At 54.1% G+C, this 22454-nt stretch carries 19 protein-coding genes and 4 pseudogenes; 11 read left to right on the top strand and 12 right to left on the bottom strand.

Going from position 1 to position 22454, the window contains the following annotated elements; translation table 11 throughout:
* Window positions 1-347 precede the first annotated feature (347 nt).
* Together AB4N82_RS25660 and AB4N82_RS25655 are read right to left on the bottom strand one after the other, a co-directional pair.
* On the bottom strand, window positions 348-704 hold the full coding sequence (locus AB4N82_RS25660) for a type II toxin-antitoxin system RelE/ParE family toxin (protein ID WP_029290773.1): 357 nt from the start codon (window positions 702-704) through the stop codon (window positions 348-350).
* A gap of 2 nt (window positions 705-706) precedes the next feature.
* Entirely contained in the window at window positions 707-997 is a 291-nt protein-coding gene (locus AB4N82_RS25655; protein ID WP_029290775.1) for a type II toxin-antitoxin system ParD family antitoxin, read from the bottom strand.
* A 449-nt stretch (window positions 998-1446) separates the two neighbouring features.
* On the opposite strand from AB4N82_RS25655, the gene AB4N82_RS25650 reads away from it, so the two are divergent.
* The 6 genes from AB4N82_RS25650 to AB4N82_RS25625 all read left to right on the top strand — a co-directional run bounded on the left by AB4N82_RS25650 (window position 1447) and on the right by AB4N82_RS25625 (window position 5889).
* Window positions 1447-2007 carry a TetR/AcrR family transcriptional regulator gene (locus AB4N82_RS25650; RefSeq protein ID WP_029290777.1) on the top strand — a complete coding sequence of 187 codons (561 nt, stop codon included), beginning with the start codon at window positions 1447-1449 and terminating at the stop codon, window positions 2005-2007.
* 702 nt (window positions 2008-2709) lie between these two features.
* Window positions 2710-3264 (top strand): OsmC family protein, encoded by a 555-nt coding sequence (locus AB4N82_RS25645; protein ID WP_029290780.1) that lies wholly within the window; start codon window positions 2710-2712, stop codon window positions 3262-3264.
* Window positions 3265-3336: 72 nt separating this feature from the next.
* Window positions 3337-4110 (top strand): SDR family NAD(P)-dependent oxidoreductase, encoded by a 774-nt coding sequence (locus AB4N82_RS25640; RefSeq protein ID WP_460103716.1) that lies wholly within the window; start codon window positions 3337-3339, stop codon window positions 4108-4110.
* A gap of 92 nt (window positions 4111-4202) precedes the next feature.
* Window positions 4203-4793, top strand: a complete 591-nt coding sequence (locus AB4N82_RS25635) for a TetR/AcrR family transcriptional regulator (RefSeq protein ID WP_029290784.1) — start codon at window positions 4203-4205, stop codon at window positions 4791-4793.
* A gap of 3 nt (window positions 4794-4796) precedes the next feature.
* A complete protein-coding gene (locus AB4N82_RS25630; protein ID WP_029290786.1) occupies window positions 4797-5495 on the top strand; it encodes a DsbA family oxidoreductase in 699 nt (232 codons plus the stop codon).
* 64 nt (window positions 5496-5559) lie between these two features.
* Window positions 5560-5889: a thioredoxin family protein gene (locus AB4N82_RS25625; protein WP_029290787.1), complete on the top strand. Its 330-nt coding sequence runs from the start codon at window positions 5560-5562 to the stop codon at window positions 5887-5889.
* A 29-nt stretch (window positions 5890-5918) separates the two neighbouring features.
* Here AB4N82_RS25625 and kefC read toward each other — a convergent pair whose 3' ends face one another.
* The 5 genes from kefC to AB4N82_RS25600 form a co-directional block, all read right to left on the bottom strand.
* Window positions 5919-7745: a glutathione-regulated potassium-efflux system protein KefC gene (gene kefC, locus AB4N82_RS25620; protein WP_460103712.1), complete on the bottom strand. Its 1827-nt coding sequence runs from the start codon at window positions 7743-7745 to the stop codon at window positions 5919-5921.
* Window positions 7746-8267, bottom strand: coding sequence for a glutathione-regulated potassium-efflux system oxidoreductase KefF (gene kefF / locus AB4N82_RS25615; RefSeq protein ID WP_029290789.1), 522 nt, complete (start codon window positions 8265-8267; stop codon window positions 7746-7748). It lies immediately after the preceding gene.
* A 108-nt stretch (window positions 8268-8375) separates the two neighbouring features.
* Entirely contained in the window at window positions 8376-8594 is a 219-nt protein-coding gene (locus AB4N82_RS25610; protein WP_029290791.1) for a tautomerase family protein, read from the bottom strand.
* A 30-nt stretch (window positions 8595-8624) separates the two neighbouring features.
* Entirely contained in the window at window positions 8625-9731 is a 1107-nt protein-coding gene (locus AB4N82_RS25605) for an alkene reductase (protein WP_099584282.1), read from the bottom strand.
* A 41-nt stretch (window positions 9732-9772) separates the two neighbouring features.
* The gene (locus AB4N82_RS25600) at window positions 9773-10105 is read right to left on the bottom strand and encodes a carboxymuconolactone decarboxylase family protein (protein WP_053481123.1); all 333 of its coding nucleotides are present in this window, start codon (window positions 10103-10105) and stop codon (window positions 9773-9775) included.
* Between the two features lie 399 nt (window positions 10106-10504).
* Between AB4N82_RS25600 and AB4N82_RS25595 the strand changes: the two are divergent.
* The 3 genes and pseudogenes from AB4N82_RS25595 to AB4N82_RS25585 form a co-directional block, all read left to right on the top strand.
* Window positions 10505-11079: pseudogene (locus AB4N82_RS25595) on the top strand (transposase); the annotation flags it as partial.
* Between the two features lie 556 nt (window positions 11080-11635).
* Window positions 11636-12676: pseudogene (locus AB4N82_RS25590) on the top strand (diguanylate cyclase).
* Window positions 12677-12941: 265 nt separating this feature from the next.
* A complete protein-coding gene (locus AB4N82_RS25585) occupies window positions 12942-13190 on the top strand; it encodes a CsbD family protein (RefSeq protein WP_068932058.1) in 249 nt (82 codons plus the stop codon).
* A gap of 276 nt (window positions 13191-13466) precedes the next feature.
* On the opposite strand, the gene AB4N82_RS25580 is transcribed toward AB4N82_RS25585, so the two are convergent.
* Entirely contained in the window at window positions 13467-14171 is a 705-nt protein-coding gene (locus AB4N82_RS25580; RefSeq protein ID WP_425417127.1) for a methyl-accepting chemotaxis protein, read from the bottom strand.
* Window positions 14172-14330: 159 nt separating this feature from the next.
* Window positions 14331-14453 (bottom strand): annotated as a pseudogene (locus AB4N82_RS25575) (HAMP domain-containing protein); the annotation flags it as partial.
* Window positions 14454-15998: 1545 nt separating this feature from the next.
* Here AB4N82_RS25575 and AB4N82_RS25570 point away from each other — a divergent pair.
* Entirely contained in the window at window positions 15999-18533 is a 2535-nt protein-coding gene (locus AB4N82_RS25570) for a PAS domain S-box protein (protein WP_205898241.1), read from the top strand.
* A gap of 674 nt (window positions 18534-19207) precedes the next feature.
* Window positions 19208-20239, top strand: a pseudogene (locus AB4N82_RS25565) (methyl-accepting chemotaxis protein).
* 978 nt (window positions 20240-21217) lie between these two features.
* Here the strand turns inward: AB4N82_RS25565 and AB4N82_RS25560 are convergent.
* The 3 genes from AB4N82_RS25560 to AB4N82_RS25550 form a co-directional block, all read right to left on the bottom strand.
* Window positions 21218-21574: a type II toxin-antitoxin system RelE/ParE family toxin gene (locus AB4N82_RS25560; RefSeq protein ID WP_053139068.1), complete on the bottom strand. Its 357-nt coding sequence runs from the start codon at window positions 21572-21574 to the stop codon at window positions 21218-21220.
* A gap of 1 nt (window position 21575) precedes the next feature.
* Window positions 21576-21866, bottom strand: a complete 291-nt coding sequence (locus AB4N82_RS25555) for a type II toxin-antitoxin system ParD family antitoxin (RefSeq protein ID WP_460103706.1) — start codon at window positions 21864-21866, stop codon at window positions 21576-21578.
* 201 nt (window positions 21867-22067) lie between these two features.
* The gene (locus AB4N82_RS25550; RefSeq protein WP_053139072.1) at window positions 22068-22283 is read right to left on the bottom strand and encodes a hypothetical protein; all 216 of its coding nucleotides are present in this window, start codon (window positions 22281-22283) and stop codon (window positions 22068-22070) included.
* Window positions 22284-22454 lie beyond the last annotated feature (171 nt).

The following is a 22454-nucleotide window of genomic DNA, read 5'->3' as shown; positions in this document are numbered from 1 at the left end:
TTTCAGCACCTGTCCTGAAATTGGCAGCGTGAAATGCTCATGCTCTGCGAGATGTTGCAATGGCGCCGGTCGCCAGAGAGATCGATCCGCGTGTCCATCGACAACCGGAGCGTAATGCCAGGCGCCTGGCCACGGAAAGCGCTTAAGAAGCGGTTGTTCGGTATTGAAAGTGGCAGGCAACGTTGCGCATCGTGCTTCTGGTGGTGGGTCTCGATAATCCGGTCGGGCCCATAACTTCCCGCTTCAATTGGCCACTGAGTCGGCGGGCAGCGAAGGCGCTCAGGTTGCATGTTGAGGCGGGCGCCTTACCTTCGCTGTTCATGGACAGCTAAGCCTTTGGGCCAGGATCAGTCATTAGGCAAGTGCAATTGCACTTCCATGGCGTCATGAAGGAGTCGGACGACCTCGATCACGTCGTCGCTTGCTACACGATAAAACACGATATGGCGTGGGCTTTTGACCGCCCCATGGGGCTGTTTGGCCTGCTGGCGTGAATAGATGAGGTGATAGCTGCGAAGGCCCGGTGCCAGCTCACCGCGTTCGTAGCTGCCAATGCGATAAGGCGTGTCGGCAATCGCTTGCAGCGCGGCGAGGATTAGCGCCTGATACCGCTGGCGTGCTTGATCGCCGAACTGCGTCTGGGAGAGCCTGAGGATGTCGACAATGTCGGCGCGCGCCGCGTTGGAAATCCGATACTGCGACATGCTCAGTGTTTCTCGCGCGCGGGTAGGGTTGCCTCCAGGCTCAAGCCCTCGAGGTAGTGCTCCAGATCCCCTTCGTTCAACTTAGTAAAGCGCCCTTGCTCAAGGTCCATGATGCCGATAGAGGTCGCCTGACGCAGGGCCTCAATTTTGGCGGTGTCTTCGGCGACGCGCTGTTCCAATAGCCGCAAACCTTCTCGCATCACTTCGCTGGCATTCTGATAACGGCCGGACTGCACCAGGTCATGGATAACCTGTTCCTGGTGAGGGGTGAGTACAACGTTTCGCGTCGCCATGATTAGCTCCAGCTCTGGACATACAGGTCCTTTCGACTATTGGCATATTATGCCATTTTACCTGCCAGCACATAGTTTGGGACTTGTATCTGACGAACTGTGTCGTGCGGGGTCATCCTTCGCGCCGAACAGCGCGTGCTGGCTCCGGACTGCATGCGCACAGAGTTCAAAGGATGTAGCAGGCGGGGCGTTGAGGGCCGTTTGATTCGTGTGGGCCTTGAGGCCTCAGCCTGGACAAGCCCTGCTTGATGTGTCCGGCGTACTCACCGATCGTTTGAACGCGCCGCGGACGTTTGTCCTATGCCGCGTTTCCGTACAGGCCTCAAGATGGAAGAAGCATTCCGCAGGAGGCACAAAGTATAGGCAGCTCAGTACTTTGCAAGGCGAACGCTGTCTTATGAGGTGTGACTAATTTATGATGTCTAGATGATAAATTTGGATACACGATCATGAGTACACGTTCAGACCTTTTGACCAGCGCCGAGGTTCTGCTGCGCACGAAAGGCTATGCGGCCTTCAGCTATGCCGACCTTGCGGACGACATCGGCATTAAAAAAGCGAGTATTCACCATCACTTCCCGACCAAGGAAGGCTTGGCAATTGCCATCGTCGAGAGCTACCTGTTCCGGTTTAAAAAGCAGCTGGACGCTATCAATGATGAACACGTCAGTGTTGTCGACCGGCTGAATGCGTTCGCCTTGATGTTCGCACACAGCAGTCTAAACGGGATGCTCCCACTCTGTGGAGCCCTCGCCGCAGAGCTTCTGGCCCTGCCTGAAAGCCTCAAAGAAATGACAAAGGATTTCTTTGAGATCCATCTCACTTGGCTCCAAGCAAACATTAAGCAGGGTCAAGATCGAGGAGAGCTTAAAGCCGACCTGGATGTAATCAGAGTTTCAAGGTTCATATTGAATACTTTGGAAGGTGCGAGCTTTGTTTCTTGGGCGATGAGCGATGATTACGAGAAATCTTCGGGATTTGATTTGATTTTATCTACCCTTCGTCACTGAAAACTCTAGCAAGCACACTTATCGACTCTATCGCTGCATTCCCTTTCCAGGGGGCATCTTTCATCGCTGTATCTTTAGTACATCTTTCAAAAGCTTCTCGATTTGGTCGCCTGCCAAGAGCAGGCGGCCTTGAGTTATTTGATTCAGGGCCGCGTGCCGATCTACGCTTGTATCAATTAGTGCAGACTAAAATCCACCGAATAGATCACTCGGTATTATCTGGTGTGCGGTAGATTTGCAGCCAATGACGCGAAGGCTTGCTTGTAGGCGGCGCTTTTTCGTGATCGCGAATTGTACAGTACCGTCCATGCTTAGCGACGACCGCGCTCTTGGCTGCGTTCAAAGTGACTTCTTGAAACGAACCTCCATCTCGCCCCAACACGTGCCCTGGTGCATAAGCAGCCATAAAACCTCCCTGATTTTTATCCATGTGGTGACGGCCTTATGCCATCAATTCGTACGATCACACAAATTTCACCCGATGCATAGAGGTGTGAAAGATCGTTTCATGGCGTCGCTTTCGAAGTGACTCTGTTGGTCACGACACTCACTGTGTTGTCATCAATACTCCCAATTCCTCTATGCAGCCTAGCTTTTCAAAACTATTGGTATCGTCACCTCTCTTGTAAACCAACCTACTACTTGGTAGTCTTGTTTCTCTTCCGGTCTAATCGTCCGGCTTATCTGAAGAGGAACGTCCACATGAGCAGCAACCTGAATGGTATCGATGTCGCCGCACTCCAGAATTTCGCCGAAGGCGTTGCTGGTGATGCGACCAAGCGCCACGCAAGCTTCAACGTTAAAACCGCTTGGAAGGGTCAGACCCGTTCTGTAGCCAAAGTCAGCCGTTACAGCTTGGCCGGTGAGACCTATTCCCGCGATTTTGAAATTGCAGCCGATGAGCCGAATGAATTGCTGGGCGAGAACACCGCGCCCAACCCTCAGGAGCTGCTGATGGCTGCTCTAAACGCCTGCATGTCGGTCGGCTATGCCGCCAATGCCGCAATGATGGGCATCAAGATTCACAGCCTGGAAATTGAGACCGACGGCACTCTCGACCTGCGTGGCTTCCTGGGGATCGACGAAAGCGTTAACCCAGGCTACGACGAGGTGAGTGTCGTGATTCGCCTGCACACAGATGCTTCGCGTGAGCGTGTTGAGGAGCTGCACAACGTGGTGCTCAAGACTTCGGTCAACTACGCCAACTTCTCTAAAGCCATCCGCATGCTCCCTAAGCTCGAAGTCATCGAAGGCTAACTGTCCTGGTCACAGGTCAGCACGGCACCTGGCCGCTGACCACCTCTCACTTATCTGATACCGGAGTCTGTAATGGACGATTTTTTTAAAGGCAAAAAACTGTTGGTCGTCGGCGGCACGAGCGGCATGGGTCTGGAAACAGCGCGCCAGTTTTTAAAGGCGGGTGGCAGCGTGGTTCTCACCGGCAGTAAACAGGATAAAGCCGATGCTGTGCGCGCCGAGCTGAGCCCGCTGGGGAACGTATCAGTGATCGTTGCCAACCTCATGACCGAGGAAGGGATGAATCATGTACGCAGCGAAATCAATGCCAACCACAGTGACATCGGCTTTATGGTGAACTCTGCAGGCATATTCATTCCGAAGCCTTTCATCGAGCACGATGAGGCTGACTACGACATGTACCTGGATCTGAGCCGCGCCACATTCTTTATCACGCAGGCAGTGGTCAAAAATATGCTTGCTGCCAAGCGCGAAGGCTCCATTGTCAACGTCGGTTCGATTGGCGCGCAAGCTGCGCTGGCCGGCTCTCCAGCAACTGCTTATTCGATGGCCAAGGCGGGCCTGCACGCAGTCACTCGAAACCTGGCAATTGAATTGGCTCACTCAGGTATCCGAGTCAATGCCGTTTCGCCTGGCATCGTTCACACCTCGATCTATGAAGGCTTCATGGACAAGGAAGCGATCCCGGATGCGATGAAGTCGCTAAACGATTTCCACCCACTGGGTCGAGTCGGTGTTCCTGAAGACGTCGCCAATACCATCCTCTTCTTACTATCCGATAAAACCTCCTGGGTGACCGGTGCTATCTGGGATGTTGATGCAGGGGTGATGGCGGTACGTGCCTAAACACCGAGGCAAGCGCTGCGTGAAGCGCCTCTCATTGGGGCGCGTTCCAGCAGTTGCTTCGGTGACAAGGGTGCTGGCTGTAGGAGTTTCAAATGTCTATCACGACAAAAGCCGCGCTGCTGAGCTACGCGGAAACCCAGATGCGCTCAAAGGGTTACTCAGCGTTCAGTTACGCGGATCTCGCAGCGAAAGTCGGTATTAGAAAAGCCAGTATTCACCATCACTTTCCTACCAAGGAGTGCTTAGGCGCGGAGCTTATCAACGACTACATCGCTCGGTTCAACGAGACGTTGGTGTCAATCGAGATCATGCATCCCGAGCCACAGCAGCGCTTACAGGCTTTTTCCCGACTTTTCGTGATAAGCGCGAATGAGGGGCTGCTGCCGTTATGCGGCGCCTTGGCGGCAGAAATGGCTGCGTTGCCTTTGTCGCTCCAAGGCCTCACAAGGGACTTCTTCAATTCGCAGCTCACCTGGCTCCAAAGCACCCTCAATGACGCAGTCCGGCAGCACAGCTGGTTGCTGGGAACATCTGTTGAGCACTTCGCTTTCATGCTGCTGAGCATGCTGGAGGGAGCAAGCCTCATTGATTGGACACTGGGTCGCTCAGCCGACCCGTTGGCTGGCTTTAACCATCTGCTTGAAATAGCCGCAATGCAATCTTCACTTCTCCGTGCAGGATAAATTATGCAAACCCCTTCGAAAAAATATGTAGTCGATATCTGGTCTGATTATGTGTGTCCTTGGTGCTGGATTGCCAAGCGTCGTTTTGAAAAAGCGCTCGAAAACTTCCCGCAGAAAGACGATGTACAGGTCAACGTTCGGGCCTATCGACTGGCTGCAAATCACGCCCCTGAACCGATGGTCGCAGCACTGAAACGTAAGCTCGGCAACCCAGATTCCGCAGCAGCGATGATGAACACTGTGAGTAAATATGGCCAGGCCGACGGGCTGGATTACCGCTTCGACACTATGATGTTCGGCGATACTGCTGATGCTCATGTCTTGGTGAAAGCGGTTGAAGACGGGGCAGTGAAAAAGCGCCTTGTGGAAGCGCTGTACGAAAAAAGCACCAGCCACGGTAAGTCACTTTTTGATCGCGCCAGCTTGGCGGTGATTGCGAAAGATGCAGGTGTGTCGGATGCGGCAATTCAATTGGCGTGGTCATCTGTAGAACTGCGCGTAGAGATGGAAGCGGATGAGCATTTCGCCGCCCAGTTGGGTTCTGGCGTGCCTCTCTTTGTCTTCAACGAAGAATTCTCTGTTTCCGGTGCACAACCTGAAGCTGCTTTTCTTGACGCGCTCAATCAAATGGTAGAAAGCGCGAAAGTCGACGATAGCTCATTGATAGGCCAAGTCTGCGGCGTCGATGGCTGCAAAGTTTGATCGGCAACGGAACGTGGCACTCACAAGGTGCCCCCTTTTCCTTAACACAACACGTGAGACCCAAATGAGCCGTATCGTTGAGTTGAGCGCTCCCCAATTTGCCCGCTTTGTTGCCAAAGGCAGCAGTGTCGTACTGTTCTCAGCATCTTGGTGCAAACCTTGTAAAGAAATGAAGCCAGTCTTCGTGGACTTGGAAGCAAAGCTCCATGCTCTGGCAGTGTTTGGAAAAATTGATATTGCGGTATCACCGACGATTGCGCAGATGTATGGCATTCGTACTGTGCCGTCCTTGGCAGTGTTCCACGAAGGCCGATTGTTGAAAGTCTTCGCCGGGTCTAAATCAGTTTCAGCCTTGAAAAAAGCAATCGTCACTGAGCTGGAGGACGCTAGCTAAACAAGCATCCTCCTCGACCGGTAAGTCAGTCAGCTATCTGACTCGCTGCGTGGAAGGCTCACCTTTCCTGGGCCTGCGTCAATTGTATGAGCGCGATCTTCATTGAATATTTCCGTTAGTAAAGCGTTGGCTCGTTTGTAAGCGTCGTACTTGAATTCGGTATCGTCCTCGGGCTGAGCGGCCATCTCTTCTAGCATTTCCAAGTTAAGGCGACGGAATCGATCCGCACGCTCACGAGCTTCGTAGCGTCCTATCCCGAGTTGCTCCAAAGCCCTGCGCCCCAGGGACAATGCGCTTTCAAATGTCTCTCGCTCGACTTCTTCCACACCCATCTGACGTAGGGTAATGATGTGCCCCATATCTCGAGCGCGCACCACCAGTTTTAGGGATGGAAAATGCTCCTGGGCCAACTTGGTCAGTGCCAGGTTATCGTCTTGATTATCGATGGCGTTGATCAGCACCACGGCTTGGGCAGCACCCGCAGCGTGCAGTAAATCGAGGCGGGTGGCATCCCCATAGAACACCTTGACCCCGAACTTACGCAGCGTCTCGATATGGTCTGGATCATGATCCAAGACCACTACCTCAAAACCACAGGACATCAACAGACGCCCAGCGATCTGACCGAATCGACCGAAGCCAGCAATGATGACCCGAGGATTGCTCTGATCAATGGTGTCAGCTTCATTACTGCCCTGTTTGCTCGACGACTCCAGGTGATTGAGTAAAAGGATCAACAAAGGCGTCACGCACATGGACAACGCCACCGCTAGCGTCAGGCTCTTACCCCAAGGGTCGACCAGGATGCCGGCGACGGTCGCTGCGCCAAATACTACGAAGGCAAACTCACTGCCTTGTCCAAGGAATACCGCCTGCCATGAACGCTGGTCACTTGGGACATTCAGGAAGCGCCCCAAGAGCTTGATCACGAGCAGCTTGATCAGGATGAAGCCCAAGGTCAGTGTGATGACTTTCAGCGGCGAATCGATCAGCGTGCCGAAGTCAATCGACATCCCTACACCGATAAAGAACAGACCCAACAACAGGCCTTTGAAGGGTTCTATATCGCTTTCCAGAGCATGGCGATACTCCGAGCTGGCCAAGAGAACGCCGGCTAAGAAAGCGCCCATGGCCATGGATAAGCCGGCCTCTTCCAACAAGAGGCCGAACCCGAACACCAAGAACAGTGCGACGGCACTAAAGATTTCTCTCAGGCCTGAGCGCGCTACAAAGCGAAGGACGGGCCGAGAGACGTACTGACCCAAGAGAACCACTGCGACAATTGCACCTACGATTTTGGCAATGGACAGGGCCAACTCTGCACCGGAAGGCGTACCACCATTTGCGGCCAGCAGTGGGATCATTGCTACTAAGGGAATGGCTGCGATGTCCTGGAAAAGCAACACGGCAAAGCTGCTGCGACCCACAGCGGTCGAGGTCATATTTCGTTCGTTCATGGCCTGCATGGCGATAGCAGTCGAAGACAGGCTCAACGTCAGCCCGACCAACAGCGCAGCCGTCCAATTCAACCCAAGTGCAGCGCAGAAAACTGCGATGGCCGCACCGCATGCCAGCATCTGTAAAGCGCCGCCGCCGAAAACCATGCGGCGCATAGCCCAAAGACGCTTGGGGTCGAGCTCGAGACCAATGATGAACAGCATCAACACCACGCCAATTTCAGCAAAGTGCAGGATGGACTCGACATCGGTCACAAGCTTTAAACCCCATGGGCCGATCAGGCAGCCGGCTATCAGGTAGCCTAAAACCGGGCCGAGCCCTAACCGGACGGCAATTGGGACTATCAAGGCAGCCGAGCCCAGGTAGATAAGCATTTCAATCAGACTGTGAGTGTCCATTCAATCTTCCCTCCATGACGTCAGGCGCTCGCCATAATTCCGGATCTGTTTAAGCAATGCGGTTTGATCTGCTCTGTAAGCACCATGGACTGCGACTGGACTCAACCAACGCATCCCGCAGTAATTCGCCGTCGCCTGAATGGGCTGGGACAGCACCGCAAAACCTGGGTGGTCGCCCCCTTCAAAATGATCATGCTCACCGCCAGTAGTCACGGCCCACAGCATTTTTTTGTTTTTCAAGGCAGTAGCGCCCGCGCCGTAGGCCCAGCCCTGTGTGAAAACCTTATCGATCCACAGCTTCAAGAGAGGTGGGTAGCTATACCAGTACAGAGGGTGTTGCAGAACGAGGAGATCTGCCTGTTCCACCGCCCTCTGCTCAGCTTCAACGTCGATATTGAAATCGGGGTACATGTCGTACAGCGAACGGATTGCGACATCGGGATTGTTGGCTGCCAGCTTGAGCATCAACATGTTGACGTTAGATTTATCAGGGTAAGGATGGGCGTAGATGATCAGAATCACGGAGTAGTTCCCACAAACCTGGCGTTCTTTAAGAACGGAAAAAGCTCCCTGTTCGTTGAGCATAACCGCACTCAACGAACAGGGAGCTAATGACCTGAAGGAGAAGCCTTACTGACCGGCTTGCAGCTTCAATACTTCCTGCGCGGTCACAGGTTTGCCACCAATACCCCAGTCTCCACTTTTCACCTCTTCGAAGATGACCCACGTGAGGGCGCGCATGTTTTCGCCTTCAACCGACACCATAGCGTCAGTCACTTTGCGAATCACTTCAGCCTTTTGTTCGTCGGAAAAAACGCCTTCAATCCCTTTGATAGTTACGAGTGGCATGGTGTTCTCCTAAATGTTTGTGAAGGAATATCAGGCTTTGGCGGCTGCGTATTCCGGATAGTCGGTGTAGCCCTTATCAATCGAACCGCTTACGCCGTAGTAGGTCGCGCGATCACCTTCGGCCAATGGCCAATCGTTCTGCATACGCTCTACCAGATCAGGGTTGGCAATGTAGGCTGTGCCAAAAGCAATCAGATCTAGCTCGCCTTTAACCAGCTCAGACTCTGCGATCTCTTTAGTGAAGCCGCCCGCAGCCATCAAGGTGCCCTTGTACGCTTCACGGAATGCAGCGCCGAAACCTGGTGGCGTTTGCGCGGCGAGGATGGTCGGTTGGTAGTTCAGGTGAACAAATGCCAGCTCTCTTTCGTTGAGGGCAGCTGCCATGCTCATCCAGGTTTCTTCTTCGCCTTCGTACACACCGAAGTCGTAGAGGCGACCAAAAGGAGAGAAGCGCACACCGATCTTCGATCCGCCGATTTCAGCAGCAATCGCATCAATGGTTTCCAGAAGGAAGCGCTGACGGTTGGCAATGGAGCCACCGTACTGATCAGTACGAGTGTTCAGGGCGCTGCTCAGGAATTGGTCGAACAGAAAGCCGTTGGCTGCCATGATTTCGATACCGTCAAAGCCGGCGTCCATGGCCATTCGTGCAGACTTCACGAAGTCAGCGATGACGCGTTTCACTTCTTCAGTTTCCAGTGCACGTGGAGAGCTTGGCTGTACAGGGCCAGATTTGCCGGGCTCGATCCAGGCATACACCGTGGTATCTACCGCAGGCACCGTGCCCGAGGAGACTGGCGCCATGCCGTGTACCGAGGTGTGGGACATACGGCCTACGTGCCAGAGCTGCGCAAAAATCTTCCCGCCCTTGGCGTGCACCGCGTCAGTCACTTTGCGCCAGCCTGGTAAGTGCACATCTTCGTAAATGCCAGGGGTGTACAGATAGCCGCGAGCCTCATCGGAAATAGGCAGGCCTTCGGTGATCAGCAAGCCGGCAGAAGCTCGTTGTGCGTAGTAAAGCGCGTTGGATTCATTCGGAATGTTGTTCAAGGTTCGGGTGCGAGTCATAGGGGCCATGACAACGCGGTTTTTCAAAGGAGTACCGGCTAGATCGTAAGGAGTGAACAGCTTATTCATGATTTATCTCGACGTCGTTGAAGGGGGGATTCGGCGTTTGATTAGGACTTGTCGAACGCGTCGAGTACGTGGGTGCTATAGACCATTGCAGCCCCGGCGTTCATGTTGATGGCCACACCCAAAGCTTCAGCTACCTCTTCGCTGGTTATACCGAGCTTCTTGGCTTCAGCAGCATGGAAGGCAATACAACCATCGCAGCGGGTCGTCACGGCCACTGCAAGGGAGATGAGCTCGCGAGTCTTGGCGTCTAGATGGTTGGTTTTCCCACCGGCGGCGCCGAGTGCGGCCATGCCTTTCATCGTTTCCGGCGACAGGCCGTTGAGCTCTACCAAACGAGTATTGATGTCTTTGCGGGTTTGCTTCCAATCTTGCATGGGATTCTCACAGGGATGGCGTTGTTTGTAGTGATTTAAAACACTAAACAAAGCTACCATCCAGTTGGTAGGTTTTCAACGGTTCTGTGGTGATTTTCACTATCAACGCAATCGAATAAACGGTTTATTGTTTGTTTTATGAAAGAGGTTGCGAGCGGCACGTTGGAAGAGCGGCTGTATCAACTCTCATGCTCATGTATGTTTTCTGAAGTACAGGCCTACATGAATGTAGCTGAGGCGTCTGGTTGATTCGCGGTGCGACTGCTTATTAATTTGCTACCGCGCTCCCAGCTTCCAAGGGAGCTAAGACTCTAAGTCTTTGCTTTTAGAAAACATCCCATCCGGCAGCAGCCCACCTGCTAGCTACGCGAGCACTTGAGGCGCAACAGATGAAGGTATGCTGATCTGCAAGAATCGACAGCCCCTGAGCCAAGTGCCGTGCGGCTGGAAGAGAAAATCGGCAAGCTCGAAACTCAAATTAAGGAGCTTCGGGCGCACGAAGTCCAGCTCAACGACTCTCCGGTCACACAGGTTTCACTGACCGATCCAGACAGCCGTCGATACCCAACACCATTTGATCGTTGCACATGAGGTCACTAACGTCGGTCCCGACTGCGATCTACTCAGCTCGATGGCCATGCAGGCCCGCGAGGTTGTAGCTTCAGAAAAATTTCTGTCGGTAGTGGCTGATCGAGGTTACTTGAAAAGCGAGGAGATTCTTGCTTGTCACGATGCAGGCATCAATGCCTATGTGCCCAATCCAGATGACCTCTGGAGCCAAAGCGGATGGGTGTTTCAATAACGATGCCTTCATCTATGACGCGGCAAAAAAAGAATATATTTACCCGGACGCAGAAGCACTGATTTGGCGTTATACCAACGTTGAAAAAGGCCTGACGCTGCACCATTACTGGAGTTCGAAATGCAGGGGCTGCGCAATGAAACCGCGATGCACGTCGAATCGCTGCGCCCGTTTATTGCTTCGAAGTGATCAAACAACCAATTCGACCGTCCAGAGAGGGTTAGAGACTCTCAGGCAAGCCAAAAAACATTTTTACTGGGCTCTAGCGCAGTATTTTCAGGTCGGAAAAACTAAAATATGCCCCCAGTTTTGCCCCCAGTAGCGCGGGATATGCGGGCGATCGAGATTGGCGATCTCTGAGGCGGAGCAGGGTGGTCGTCGATGGCTTTCAGGGTGACTCCTCATCGGATCTGGCGGGAGGGGGCAGGGCTCATCAAGGACCAGCTAATCCGCTCTTGGTCGAGAACAGCAAATTCGATCGGCTGTGTTCGACCTAATATTTGCATCCGCGTGATTGGTTTGCTGGGCTTGGAGGTGTCTACGAAACCAAGAGCGATTCACTCGCCTACGAGCTGATAGAGCTTTCACTCATGAGTGACTTGAACCGGTACGAGATTGCAGATCAGTTGGTTCGAATTGGGGCGCCCTCGTTAAACCCCGCTGAGGTCTTGCCGTGTCTGCTCGCCAAGGCACATAAGAGGCTCCTCAATGAACCAGATTTTGGACGGATTTTATCGCCGAGTGACCATGCGCAACTGTTCCGTGAAACCACCGCGCAGTTCTGGAAGCATATCGTGCCCATTGTGAAGCTCGGCTTCTGCATTCACTTCATATTCATTTTCATCTTTAGCGTGATGCACTTACCTTCCCTTGCGGTGAGTAATGTATTGAGCGTCCTCGGTTATGCAGCTTGCGTGAAGGCTATTCGCGCAGGACGCTACAGCCTCACCGGCGTATTGATGAGTGTAGAAATTATTCTGCACGCTTTATTGGCAACTTGGGTGCTGGGTTGGGACAGCAATTTTTATTTTTACCTTTACTGCTTAATCCCCATCATCGCGTTCAGTTTTCAAGATGCGCTCTTACCACGATTGTTGCTCTACCTGGCTATCCTGGCCGTGTCGGTGGGTGGTTTCGCCTTGCGTAAACACCTTGGTATCAACTCCGGCGTGGCGACACAGTGGCTTGAGATATTTGGCGTCGTAAATGTGTTGGCTGCACTTGGCGTGCTGCTGGATTGCACAGCCTTGTCAGTACGCTTCACGCGTTCAATGCAAGCAAAACTGTTTTAGACCGCCAATCGCGATAGCCTGACCAATCTCTATACGCGGCGCCTGGTAATGCATGAGGTGCTGCAGTTAACCGATTCGGGATCGTCAACGATCATCCTGCTGGATATCGATCATTTCAAACAGATCAATGACCGTCTGGGCCATGAGCGGGGCGACTTGATCCTCCAGCGAGTGGCTGAAGCCATCAGCAGTAATTTGCGAGCCACAGATGTGGCTTCACGCTGGGGTGGCGAAGAATTTCTGGTGCTGATGCCTTCCACATCTGCACATGCGGCAAAGGCCGTGGCGGATCGAATCCTGCTGCGGATCCGCGAATGGGTTGGGGAATTGAATGACTCTCCACTTATCGTCACCGCCACCCTGGCCGTGAGCGAAATTCACTATGGAGAAAGCTTTGGAAGCGCCCTCAATCGCGCGGATCAGGCGTTGTATCGAGGCAAACATCAGGAGCGTAACCAGGTAATTTTTGCGAGTTGAGTAGCAATTTCACTAACAGCGAGCGTTGTGCGGTTCATGGCGATTCAACGGTTTCATCAGCAAGTACATGGGGTATGGCTGGGGGCGTCTGCATATCGTCAGCGGGGGCCGTTTCTTGACGTTTTCGGGTTAATGACAGTGGGTTGCCTTTGAGCCTCATCAACTTTGAACTAATCATTACCAGAGCCGCCCTAATTCCGTGAAGGTTGCCTCAAGCCCAGGTTTATCCTGGGTTACTCAATCACACACGAAGGTTTGGTGAATCATGAAGAGCGAACAGGTAGAAGGCGTCGTAGAAAAGGTTGCCGGCAAAGCGCAGAGCGCAGTCGGGAAACTGTTTGGTGATTCGAAGTTGGAGGCTGAAGGTACTGGTCGCCAAGCTGCTGGTCAGTTGACCCAGACCTATGGTGATGCACTGGATAGCGTATCTACGTTTGTTAAAGAAAAACCAGTTGCTGCAATCGCGATTGGTGCAGTTGCTCTGCTGGTTCTAGACCGTCTCTTTCGCCGCTGAGTTGAGAAAAAAGGACGTTTCGACAGAGGCGCTCCCTTTTGCGTTTATCGCCCTGCGTCCCTAGAACTTTCCATCAGTGGGCTTCGGGGGCCTGGGCGGTATGCACGACTCACTTCCATTCAAGCACCGCGTTTAAATTGAGTGGCTGCACCCCAAGGTTTTGGAGTGACGGCGGGCGCTCTAGTCAACGGCGATCCAGAAACCGCCAGTGGGGTTGGGTAGGCTCGCAAACAAAGTCCGGGGATCTCCATAAATTGGAGTTCCCCGTGTGTCGCTTTAAAGTTTGAAGCGCGAAACCACAGTACGCAGTTCCCCTGCCAGCAGCGAAAGCTCTTCGGCCGTCACAGCGTTGTCTTCTATGCCCTCCATCAGCGCAACACTGCCGTTGCGAATCTCGGTCACGTTGCGATTGATATCTTCCGAGACGGCGTGCTGCTGAACCGCCGCGCTGGCTATCTGGGTGTTCATGCCGACGATTTGCTCAACGCCATCGTTGATTGCGTCCAGGCTGGTGGAGGCTTGGTCGGCGGAATCAATACATTCCTTGGCGCGCAGTTTGCCCGCTTTCATTTGCTCGACGGCAGCGTCCGTCGCCAGTTGCAGCTCTTGGATAATCCGGCGGATCTCTTCTGTTGAGTTTTGCGTGCGCGAGGCGAGAGTTCGGACCTCGTCCGCGACCACCGCAAAGCCCCTGCCTTGCTCGCCGGCGCGGGCGGCCTCAATGGCGGCGTTCAACGCCAGCAGATTCGTTTGATCAGCGATGTTACGGATCACCTCTATCACGCCACCGATCTGCTGGCTGTGTTGCGCAAGCGCCGAGACCTTTTGCGCGCTGCGCTCCACCTCATCCGCCAGGGCTTCAATGGTCACGCGGGTTTCCTGCATCTTTGCCAGGCCGGCGTTGGAGGATTGGCTGGCGTGCTCGGCGGCGTGGGCGGCACCCTCGGTGTTTTGCGCCACGTCCGCAACGCTGGTGGTCATCTCATTGATGGCCGTGGCGACTTGTTCGGTTTCGCTTTGCTGGGCGCTCATGGACCGCTTAGCCCGGTCAATCGACACACCTATTCGCTCAGCCGCGTCGGAGACCGATTGTGAACTGCGCTCGACCTGAGCAAGCGACGAGCTAAAGGCTTGCACCATATGGTTAAGGCCGTTGCCCACGTCGGCCATTTCATCTTTGCCCCGTACTTGAATGCGCACGCTCAGGTCACCCTGCGCAATGAGTTGGGTAGCTACCAAAGCATCGTTGAGGGTGCGGCGCATAGCGCTGTAGATGCCGCTGAACACATACACCAGCAACAGCCCAAGAACTGCAAACATGCCCAGGATGAACAGACGTTCCGAGGTTTTCTCCTGAGCTCGGCGTTCAAGCGTATTCAGCAGTGCGTCTTGCAGCGTGTCTTGCGCCTTGTACAACTCAGCCACCACAGCATTGCCTTTGGCTGGCAGATTCTGAACGCCGGTGATGGTGTCGCTCGGTGCGCCAATCAAGACTTCGAGGTCGGCGCGGAAGCTGTCCAGGCTCGCAAAAGCACTGGTGATCGGTGCCTGGATACTATCGGCGAGGGCAGGTTCCCTGCGGCGCAATAGGGCCAGGCTTTGCTGAAGTTCTTTGTGGATGAGTAACTCATTTTTAAGCATCGACTTGATCACGCCGCGCGAACCCGCACTCAACGTTTGCCCGTCATGCAGTCCGCTGGCAAGCCCGCGCAATTGCCCGACGATGTTGATTTGCCGTGGCAGCCTCAAGGTGCTCTGGTCGATCATGAACAGCGATGCGTAATCTTCATCCAACACCATGCCCGACGTGGCCGATACGTAGTAAACGAAGTTCAGTGTCTCGGTCAGTTGATCGTTCCAGTTGTCGAACATCTCGTTTTGGTTGGCATCGGCTTTTGCTTGCTCGATCAACCTCTGCGCTCCCGTGTGCAGGCGCTGCACGCGATCACCGGTTTCCAGTTGCGTGTTGAATTGCCTGTCGGTGGCGGCCAGTTTCGAAAACGCGGCCTCCAGCTTCTCCTGGTTGGCAGATAGATCGGACTGAGCGGCTCTATCACCGCTGAGAAAGCGGTTGGTGAGCGCGCGTTGCAACATTGATAAGCGCAGTACAGGCGTTACGTCCAACAGATAGCGCTGGCACAATTGTTCCGAGCGAATGACCTCAATGCTTTCATTGATCTGATGGATGACGCTCGTACCCAGCAGAACCAGAGGGATCAGAACGATTGCTGCAAGCACAGCGAATTTCGTGCGAAAGCGTAATTGGTTAGCCAGGTGTACGGCAGGAGCAAGGATATTCATGGAGTTCTCACAGCCCGGAATGGGACAGTTTGTGGATAGGTGTAGTTGAGAACGTTCCATTTTCTCGAGTGCCTGGCTCTATTCGGCTCAGTCGGCTAATCACGTCTTTATGTAATTAAACATTTCACTCATGGTGTCGGCGCCGAGATTGAGAACTTTATTGAAAGTTGTACAGATATTTATTTTTGTACAATTTTGGAGCGCTTTGAGATCATTGATGTCGCTTGGCCATCACTTTTTCTGTCACGTTTTTTAAGGGATGGGGCTGTGGTAACGATTTGTACAGAACCCTTATCCACGTCGCTAAAAGGTATGAACTTCTCATTTCTCAGGTGGACGTTTACTCCATCCGGATGTCTGAGGGTTGAGGTCGTCGGTTAGGCTTGGCTTGAGCCAGAACAAATCACGGCTCAGCCCCCGCACCCAATCGTGCGGTGGGAAAGGTCAGGTGCATTCTGGCGAAAAATCTTATGAACGCTGAACATTCACTTTTCGAGTAAACCTGCCATGCCAGATATGTCGGTCGTTTTTGTGGGTCCGTCTGAATTCGCAATCGACCAAGCGGACATCGCGTGCATGTGCGCAATTTCTGCGTTGCTGGAAACCACGTGCGCTATGACCGGGATGGGCTTTGCAGCCGTTGCTCGTGTTACCCACGATCTTTCACTGATCTGCGCGGTACGCGATGACATCGGTTTGAATTTGCATCCGGGCGATGAGCTGAAATGTCTGTCTGCCCTTAACCATCAGGCTGGCACATTTCACCAAGCGGTAGTCATTGGCAATCTTGCAGCGCACCCTTCACACCCTTGTTATCCAATTCATCAGGTGCATGGATTTCAGAGCTATCTGTTCATACCGATCGTCTTGAAAGATGGCCGCCTATGGGGCGGTCTGTGCGCGATGCATCAACACCCGGTCTCACTGGATAACCCACGAATTCTTGGCATGGGCAAAGGCTTCGCGGATCTCATTGCGTTGCATCTGGAGGCTGCCCGATGCGACAGGTTACGTACGGCCGAGCGCCAGTGGTCGGTGCTCGAAAGTACGAGCGCCGAAGCAAGATTGCGCGAAAGCGAGGAGCGGCTACGAGTCATATTTACAAGCGCTACGGTGGGCATGTCTGAGGTGGATGCCGCAGGCCGCTTCATTCGAGTGAACAGCGAACTATGCCGTATTCTTGGGCGTTCTGAGGCAGAGGTACTCCAACTAGGCGTCGCAGACGTCACCTATGTCGAGGATTTGCCTCCCACCCTGGCAGCAGTAGAGCAAGCGCTTCGTACGGGCAGCATTACTGCCCTTGATAAGCGTTATAGCCGCCTTGATGGCTCGTTGGTCTGGGCCAACAGCAGCATCCAGCGCATTGTTGACGCCCAGGGTTTGCTTGGAAATCTTTTGGTGGTCACGGTGGATTTGACTCAGCGCAAAGACGCGGAGGAGGCCCTGCGAGCCAGTGAGGAATTCAACCGTCGTGTCCTTGCAAGCTCCGCTGACTGTATCAAAGTGCTCGACCTGGATGCCCGTCTGGAGTTCATGACTGAGGGCGGCATGTGTGTCATGGAAGTCGATGACTTCGGTGCCATCCAAGGCGCTTGCTGGCCTGACTTATGGCAAGGCGAGGAACATGGAAAAGTTTTGCACGCCGTGGCCGAGGCTAAAGAAGGCCGTATCGGCCGCTTCCAAGGTTTTGCTAAGACCATGAAGGGCACTCCGCGGTGGTGGGACGTGATCGTCACCCCCGTGATGGGACCCGATGGGTTCCCGGAAAAACTGCTGTCTACCTCACGTGACGTGACCGCAACCAAGCTTGCGCAAGTGCGCTTGCAGGAGTTGAACGACACGCTTGAGGCCAGAGTTCAAGAGCGTACCGCGGACCTGTTCCTAACGCAGGAAGCCCTTCGCCAAGCGCAGAAGATGGAGGCTGTAGGCCAGTTGACCGGCGGTCTTGCTCACGACTTCAACAACTTGTTGGCTGGCATCTCCGGTAGCCTTGAGTTGCTGCAGTCTCGTATACGTCAAGGGCGGTTCAACGAGGTGGATCGCTATATTGATGCTGCGCAGAGCTCGGCAAAACGAGCCGCCGCTTTAACCCACAGGCTTCTGGCATTCTCGCGCCGACAGACACTCGATCCCAAGCCAACCAATGTGAATCGATTAGTCTCAGGGATGGAGGACTTGATTCGCCGCACTGTAGGGCCATCCATCCAACTTGAGCTCGTCGCCGTCCTGGACCTCTGGATGGCGTTGGTTGATCCACCGCAGCTTGAAAATGCACTGCTGAATCTTTCGATCAATGCACGCGATGCGATGCCGGACGGCGGGCGTATTACTATCGAGACCGCGAATCGATGGTTGAGTGCGCAGGCCGCACGCCAACTCGATATGGTGGAAGGTCAGTATCTATCGGTTTGCGTAACCGATACCGGCACCGGAATGTCACGCGACGTGCTTGAGCGGGTATTCGAACCTTTCTTCACGACCAAACCCCTTGGCGAAGGCACCGGATTGGGCCTTTCGATGATCTATGGTTTTGCCCAGCAATCGGGTGGACAAGTGCGGATCTATTCAGAGCTAGGCAAGGGCACAACCGTGTGTATTTATCTACCGCGCCATGATGGGCATGACGATGCCGAATCGGCTGTAGAACAGGCGCTTATGCTTACGCCTTCAGTGCACGAGGCTACGGTGCTGGTAGTGGATGACGAGCCAACCGTACGCATGCTGGTCACGGACATATTGCACGACATGGGGTTCGCGGCTCTCGAAGCCAGCGACAGTGCCACGGCCTTGAAAATTTTACGGTCGGATGTTCGGATCGATTTATTGGTAACGGATGTAGGTCTGCCTGGCGGAATGAACGGACGGCAGATGGCAGATGCCGCTCGGGAAGCCCGTCCTGGACTTCAAGTCTTATTCATTACGGGTTACGCCGAAAATGCAGTGATGGGTGACGTTATTCTGGGAAAAGGCATGGCCGTTCTGACGAAACCCTTCGCGGTCGACGCCATCGCTTCTCGTATACGAGAGATGATTCCCTCTTGAAATTATCGTCGGTTAGAGGAGGGCGCTTAGGGACCTAGCGCAAGGGCCTGCCCGGCAAAGGCGCACCGTCTACCAAGCCGACGGCGCTCGCCGACACCCGCCGTTTGCGGATCAAAACCGAGCGGGCGGCGCGATGGACGCGGCAACATCCCACGTCAGCAGGAGCTGGCTGATCGCGCCATCGATCGTTGCATGTGGCACGCCATCGCGCGCCAATAGCGACATGCGGTTAGTAGGGTTATCGGCAGGTTGGGTGGGGACTGCAGGATGTTCCCCAATATTGACAGGCTGCTTTCGGGGGGGGGGGCAGAAATTTTGTGTTCGGGAATAACATGAGTAAGAGGTGCATGGCCAAATGCGGTCAATCGACAGACCAGAACAACTCCAGCCTTGAATAGTCATTTCGTGATCTGCTTGCCATCTCGAATGTAGCAGTCATGTCCTAGTCACCGGCCTCCACAACAAGCTCAACCAAGTCGTGCTTTAGGTCTTCCTTCAAATAATCGATCAAATTACAGGCGGCTAGGACAGTGCAGTCTGTCGGTGCGTCCTTAGTTTAACCTCCAAGAGCACGCTGAAAAAACTAGCCGAGTCGTTCGCTGCCTGTTCAGTTATTTCGGAATACCTATTCAGACCAACGTTATACGATGCTAATCGCGACCGCAATTGCCCTGTTGCTGAGCGTCACATTGTCGGCGGTGATTATTCGCTTCGTTAAATCGACATTGGGCGCGGAGCCCACTGAGGTGGCATTGGCCATTGAGCGTCTGGCGGCTGGTGATCTGAACCAGACTATTTCCACCAATTACCCCAACAGCGTGATGGAGGTGCTGAAAGACGCTCTTGTGCATTTGGCGGAGACTGTCCAACAAGTGCGCAGGGCGGCCCAGGAGGTCAATCATTCCTCCATCCAATTGTCTGCCACCTCGTCGACCAACAATGACCAGATCAACCTACAAACCCACGAAGCCGAGCAGGTGGCTACCGCCATCACGCAAATGGCCGCGACTGTCAGCGAAGTATCTGGGTACGCCGCGCAGGCAGCTGATGCTTCCCGTCTGGCTGACATTGAAGTGGAAAACGGTAATCAATTGGTTGCAAGTGCTGCCCGTGCCATTGAGCAACTGGCCATAACGCTGGAGCAAACCACGGGCACCGTGAATCAGGTATCCAAATACAGTGAAAATATCGAGTCAGTGATCGATGTCATCAACGCCATCGCCTCTCAAACCAACTTGCTGGCTCTGAACGCTGCTATTGAAGCGGCGAGGGCAGGAGAGCATGGACGCGGATTTGCGGTGGTAGCGGATGAAGTCCGTTCGTTAGCCAACCGTACCCAGCAGTAAACCGAGGAAATTCGGGAGATGATCAGCACGCTGCAATTGGGGACGGAAGCCGCCTCGCAAACAATGCGCAACAATTGCGAGCTGGCGAGCCAAACTGTCACTCAAACCCGCAGCGCGCAGAATGCACTGGCCCGGATCAGCGAGCAGGTTGGCGCCATCAGTCATATGAACGCCCAGATTGCCAGTGCCTCTGTACAACAGAGTGGCGTGGCCGATGATGTCGCTCAAAACATCAACCGTATTCACGGCTCCACAGTGCAATCAGCCACCGGCTCGCATCAAGTTGCAACAGCTAGCCTTGAACTCTCGCAGTTGGCGGATCGCCTTACGGCGAAAGTGGCTTTCTTCACTGCGGCTTAGGATGTCAGGTTGGGGCAGAGCGGCTTCTTTAATACATGGGGGGAGGTCAGTACTTTGCGAGCTGAACGCCTCGAACGGAATCTAGAATCGTAGTTGAGGTTAAGTCCACTCAGTAGGTGGTGCGCTCACTACAGCTCTGCCATTGATACGGTTCATATTTCCTTCAGTCCACCCACCCTCATCAAAAGCCTACCTGGCCTCAGGCTGGGGGCATCCTTTTCAAACCATCCAAAGCATGCCCTCAGATGTGCCCCCAATGTAGCGATCCTATGGAGGTGGGTAGAGCTCCATAGTCTGTGAAAAGGCAGAAATGATCAGATGAACACCCTGCGTGATGATGCTTAAAGACTCTCGGGCAAGCCAAAAAACATTCTGACTTGGCTCTAGAACAATAGTTTCAGCTTGAAAAAATCGAATTATGCCCCCATTTATGCCCCCAATTGCGCCGAGTGTGCGAGCGATCGCGAATGGCGATTTCTGACGCAGACCTGGGTGGCCATGGCTGGTATTCAGTACGCCTCCGTATGCTGGATGAGCAACCCGTATTTGGCGAGTCCTTGGTCGTTCGGAAGAGGATATGAGTAATAAGTCGATATCCTTAAGCGCAGTTGTCGGGTCTGTTTCTCAACACCTATCCTGAAATTGACTCGCGAGATGCTCGTGCTCTGTGTGATGTCGCCAGGACACTGGATGGTTGCTAGGGGCATCGATCTGCATGTCCGTCGGCAGCAGGAGCGTAATGCCAGGCGCCTGGCCGCGGAAAGCGCCTTAGGAGCGGTTGTTCAGCATTCAACGTGGTACGCAACGCTGAGCATCGTGCCTCTGATCATGGGTCTCAATAGTCCGGTCGGCCCCAGAACCTCTCGCTTCAACGGGGCACGGAGTCGGATGGCAGCGAGGGCGCTCAGGTTGCATATAGATGCGGGCGCCTTACCTTCGCTGTTCATTGCCAGCTAAGCCTTTGAGCTAGGTTGGCGATCAGTCGTTGGGCAGGTGCAGTTGCCCTTCCATGGCGTCATGAAGAAGTCGGACGACCTCGATCACGTCGGCGCTTGCTACACGATAAAACACAATATGGCGAGGGCTCTTGACCGCCCCATGGGGCTGTTTGGCCTGCTGTCGTGAATAGATGAGGTGATAGCTGCGAAGGCCCGGTGCCAGCTCATCGCGTTCGTAGCTGCCAATGCGATAAGGCGTGTCGGCGATCGCTCGCAGCGCCGCGAGGATCAGCGCCTGATACCGCTGGCGTGCTTGATCGCCGAACTGCGCTTGGGAGAGCCTGAGGATGTCGACAATGTCGGCGCGCGCCGCGTTCGAAATCCGATACTGCGGCATGTCAGTGCTTCTCGCGCGCGGGAAGGGCTGCCTCCAGGCTCAAGCCCTCGAGGTAGTGCTCCAGATCCCGTTCGTTCAACTGAGTAAAGCGCCCTTGCTCAAAGTCCATGATGCCGATAGAGGTCGTCAGACGCAGGGCCTCAATTTTGGCGGTGTCTTCGGCGACACGCTGTTCCAATAGCCGCAAACCTTCCCGCATCACTTCGCTGGCATTCTGATAACGGCCAGACTGCACAAGGTCTTGGATAACCTGTTCGTGGTGGGGGGTGAGCACAACGTTTCGCGTCGCCATGATTAGCTCCAGCTCTGGTCATACAGGACCTTTCGACTATTGGCATATTATGCCATTTTACCTGCCAGCACATAGTTTGGGATTTGTATCTGACGGACTGTAAAGTGTGGGGTCATCCTATGTGCCGGACAGATGGCCCGGACTTTATGCCCAGATAGTCCAAGCAAGGCAGTGGCATGCGGAACGTCGTGGACAGCTTAATTAGTGTGGGCCTCGGGCTTTCAGTTTTGCAAAGCCTTGTTTGATGTGTCCGGCGTTCTCTCCAATCGTTTGTAGCGCGCCGCGGACATTGTCGCCTGTGTCCGTCGTACCCTGGCGCTCAATCCATAACGTCAACTCCATCACCGCCGCTTCTAAGGCGAGCTGGTTTTGGTACATACGCTCAAGGACATCAGGCAGTGAATATTCAGTGGGCATCGTTTCGACTCCAATGAAAGAGCCGAAAGCGTAGCAGTGGGGGAGGCGGATGTCCTGAGCCACCCGTGAGTTAAGGGCATGATGAGGGGGCAGCATTCGCCAAAAGCTGCCGATGCGACAGGCAGCAGACGGCCAAAAGCCGCCGGTCGGGTCAGGCGACCTCCGACCCAA

The organism is Pseudomonas sp. H1_D04 (genome assembly GCF_054683855.1).
The sequence above is the reverse complement of the archived record's forward strand: the minus strand, read 5'-3'. Positions and strand labels throughout refer to the sequence as shown.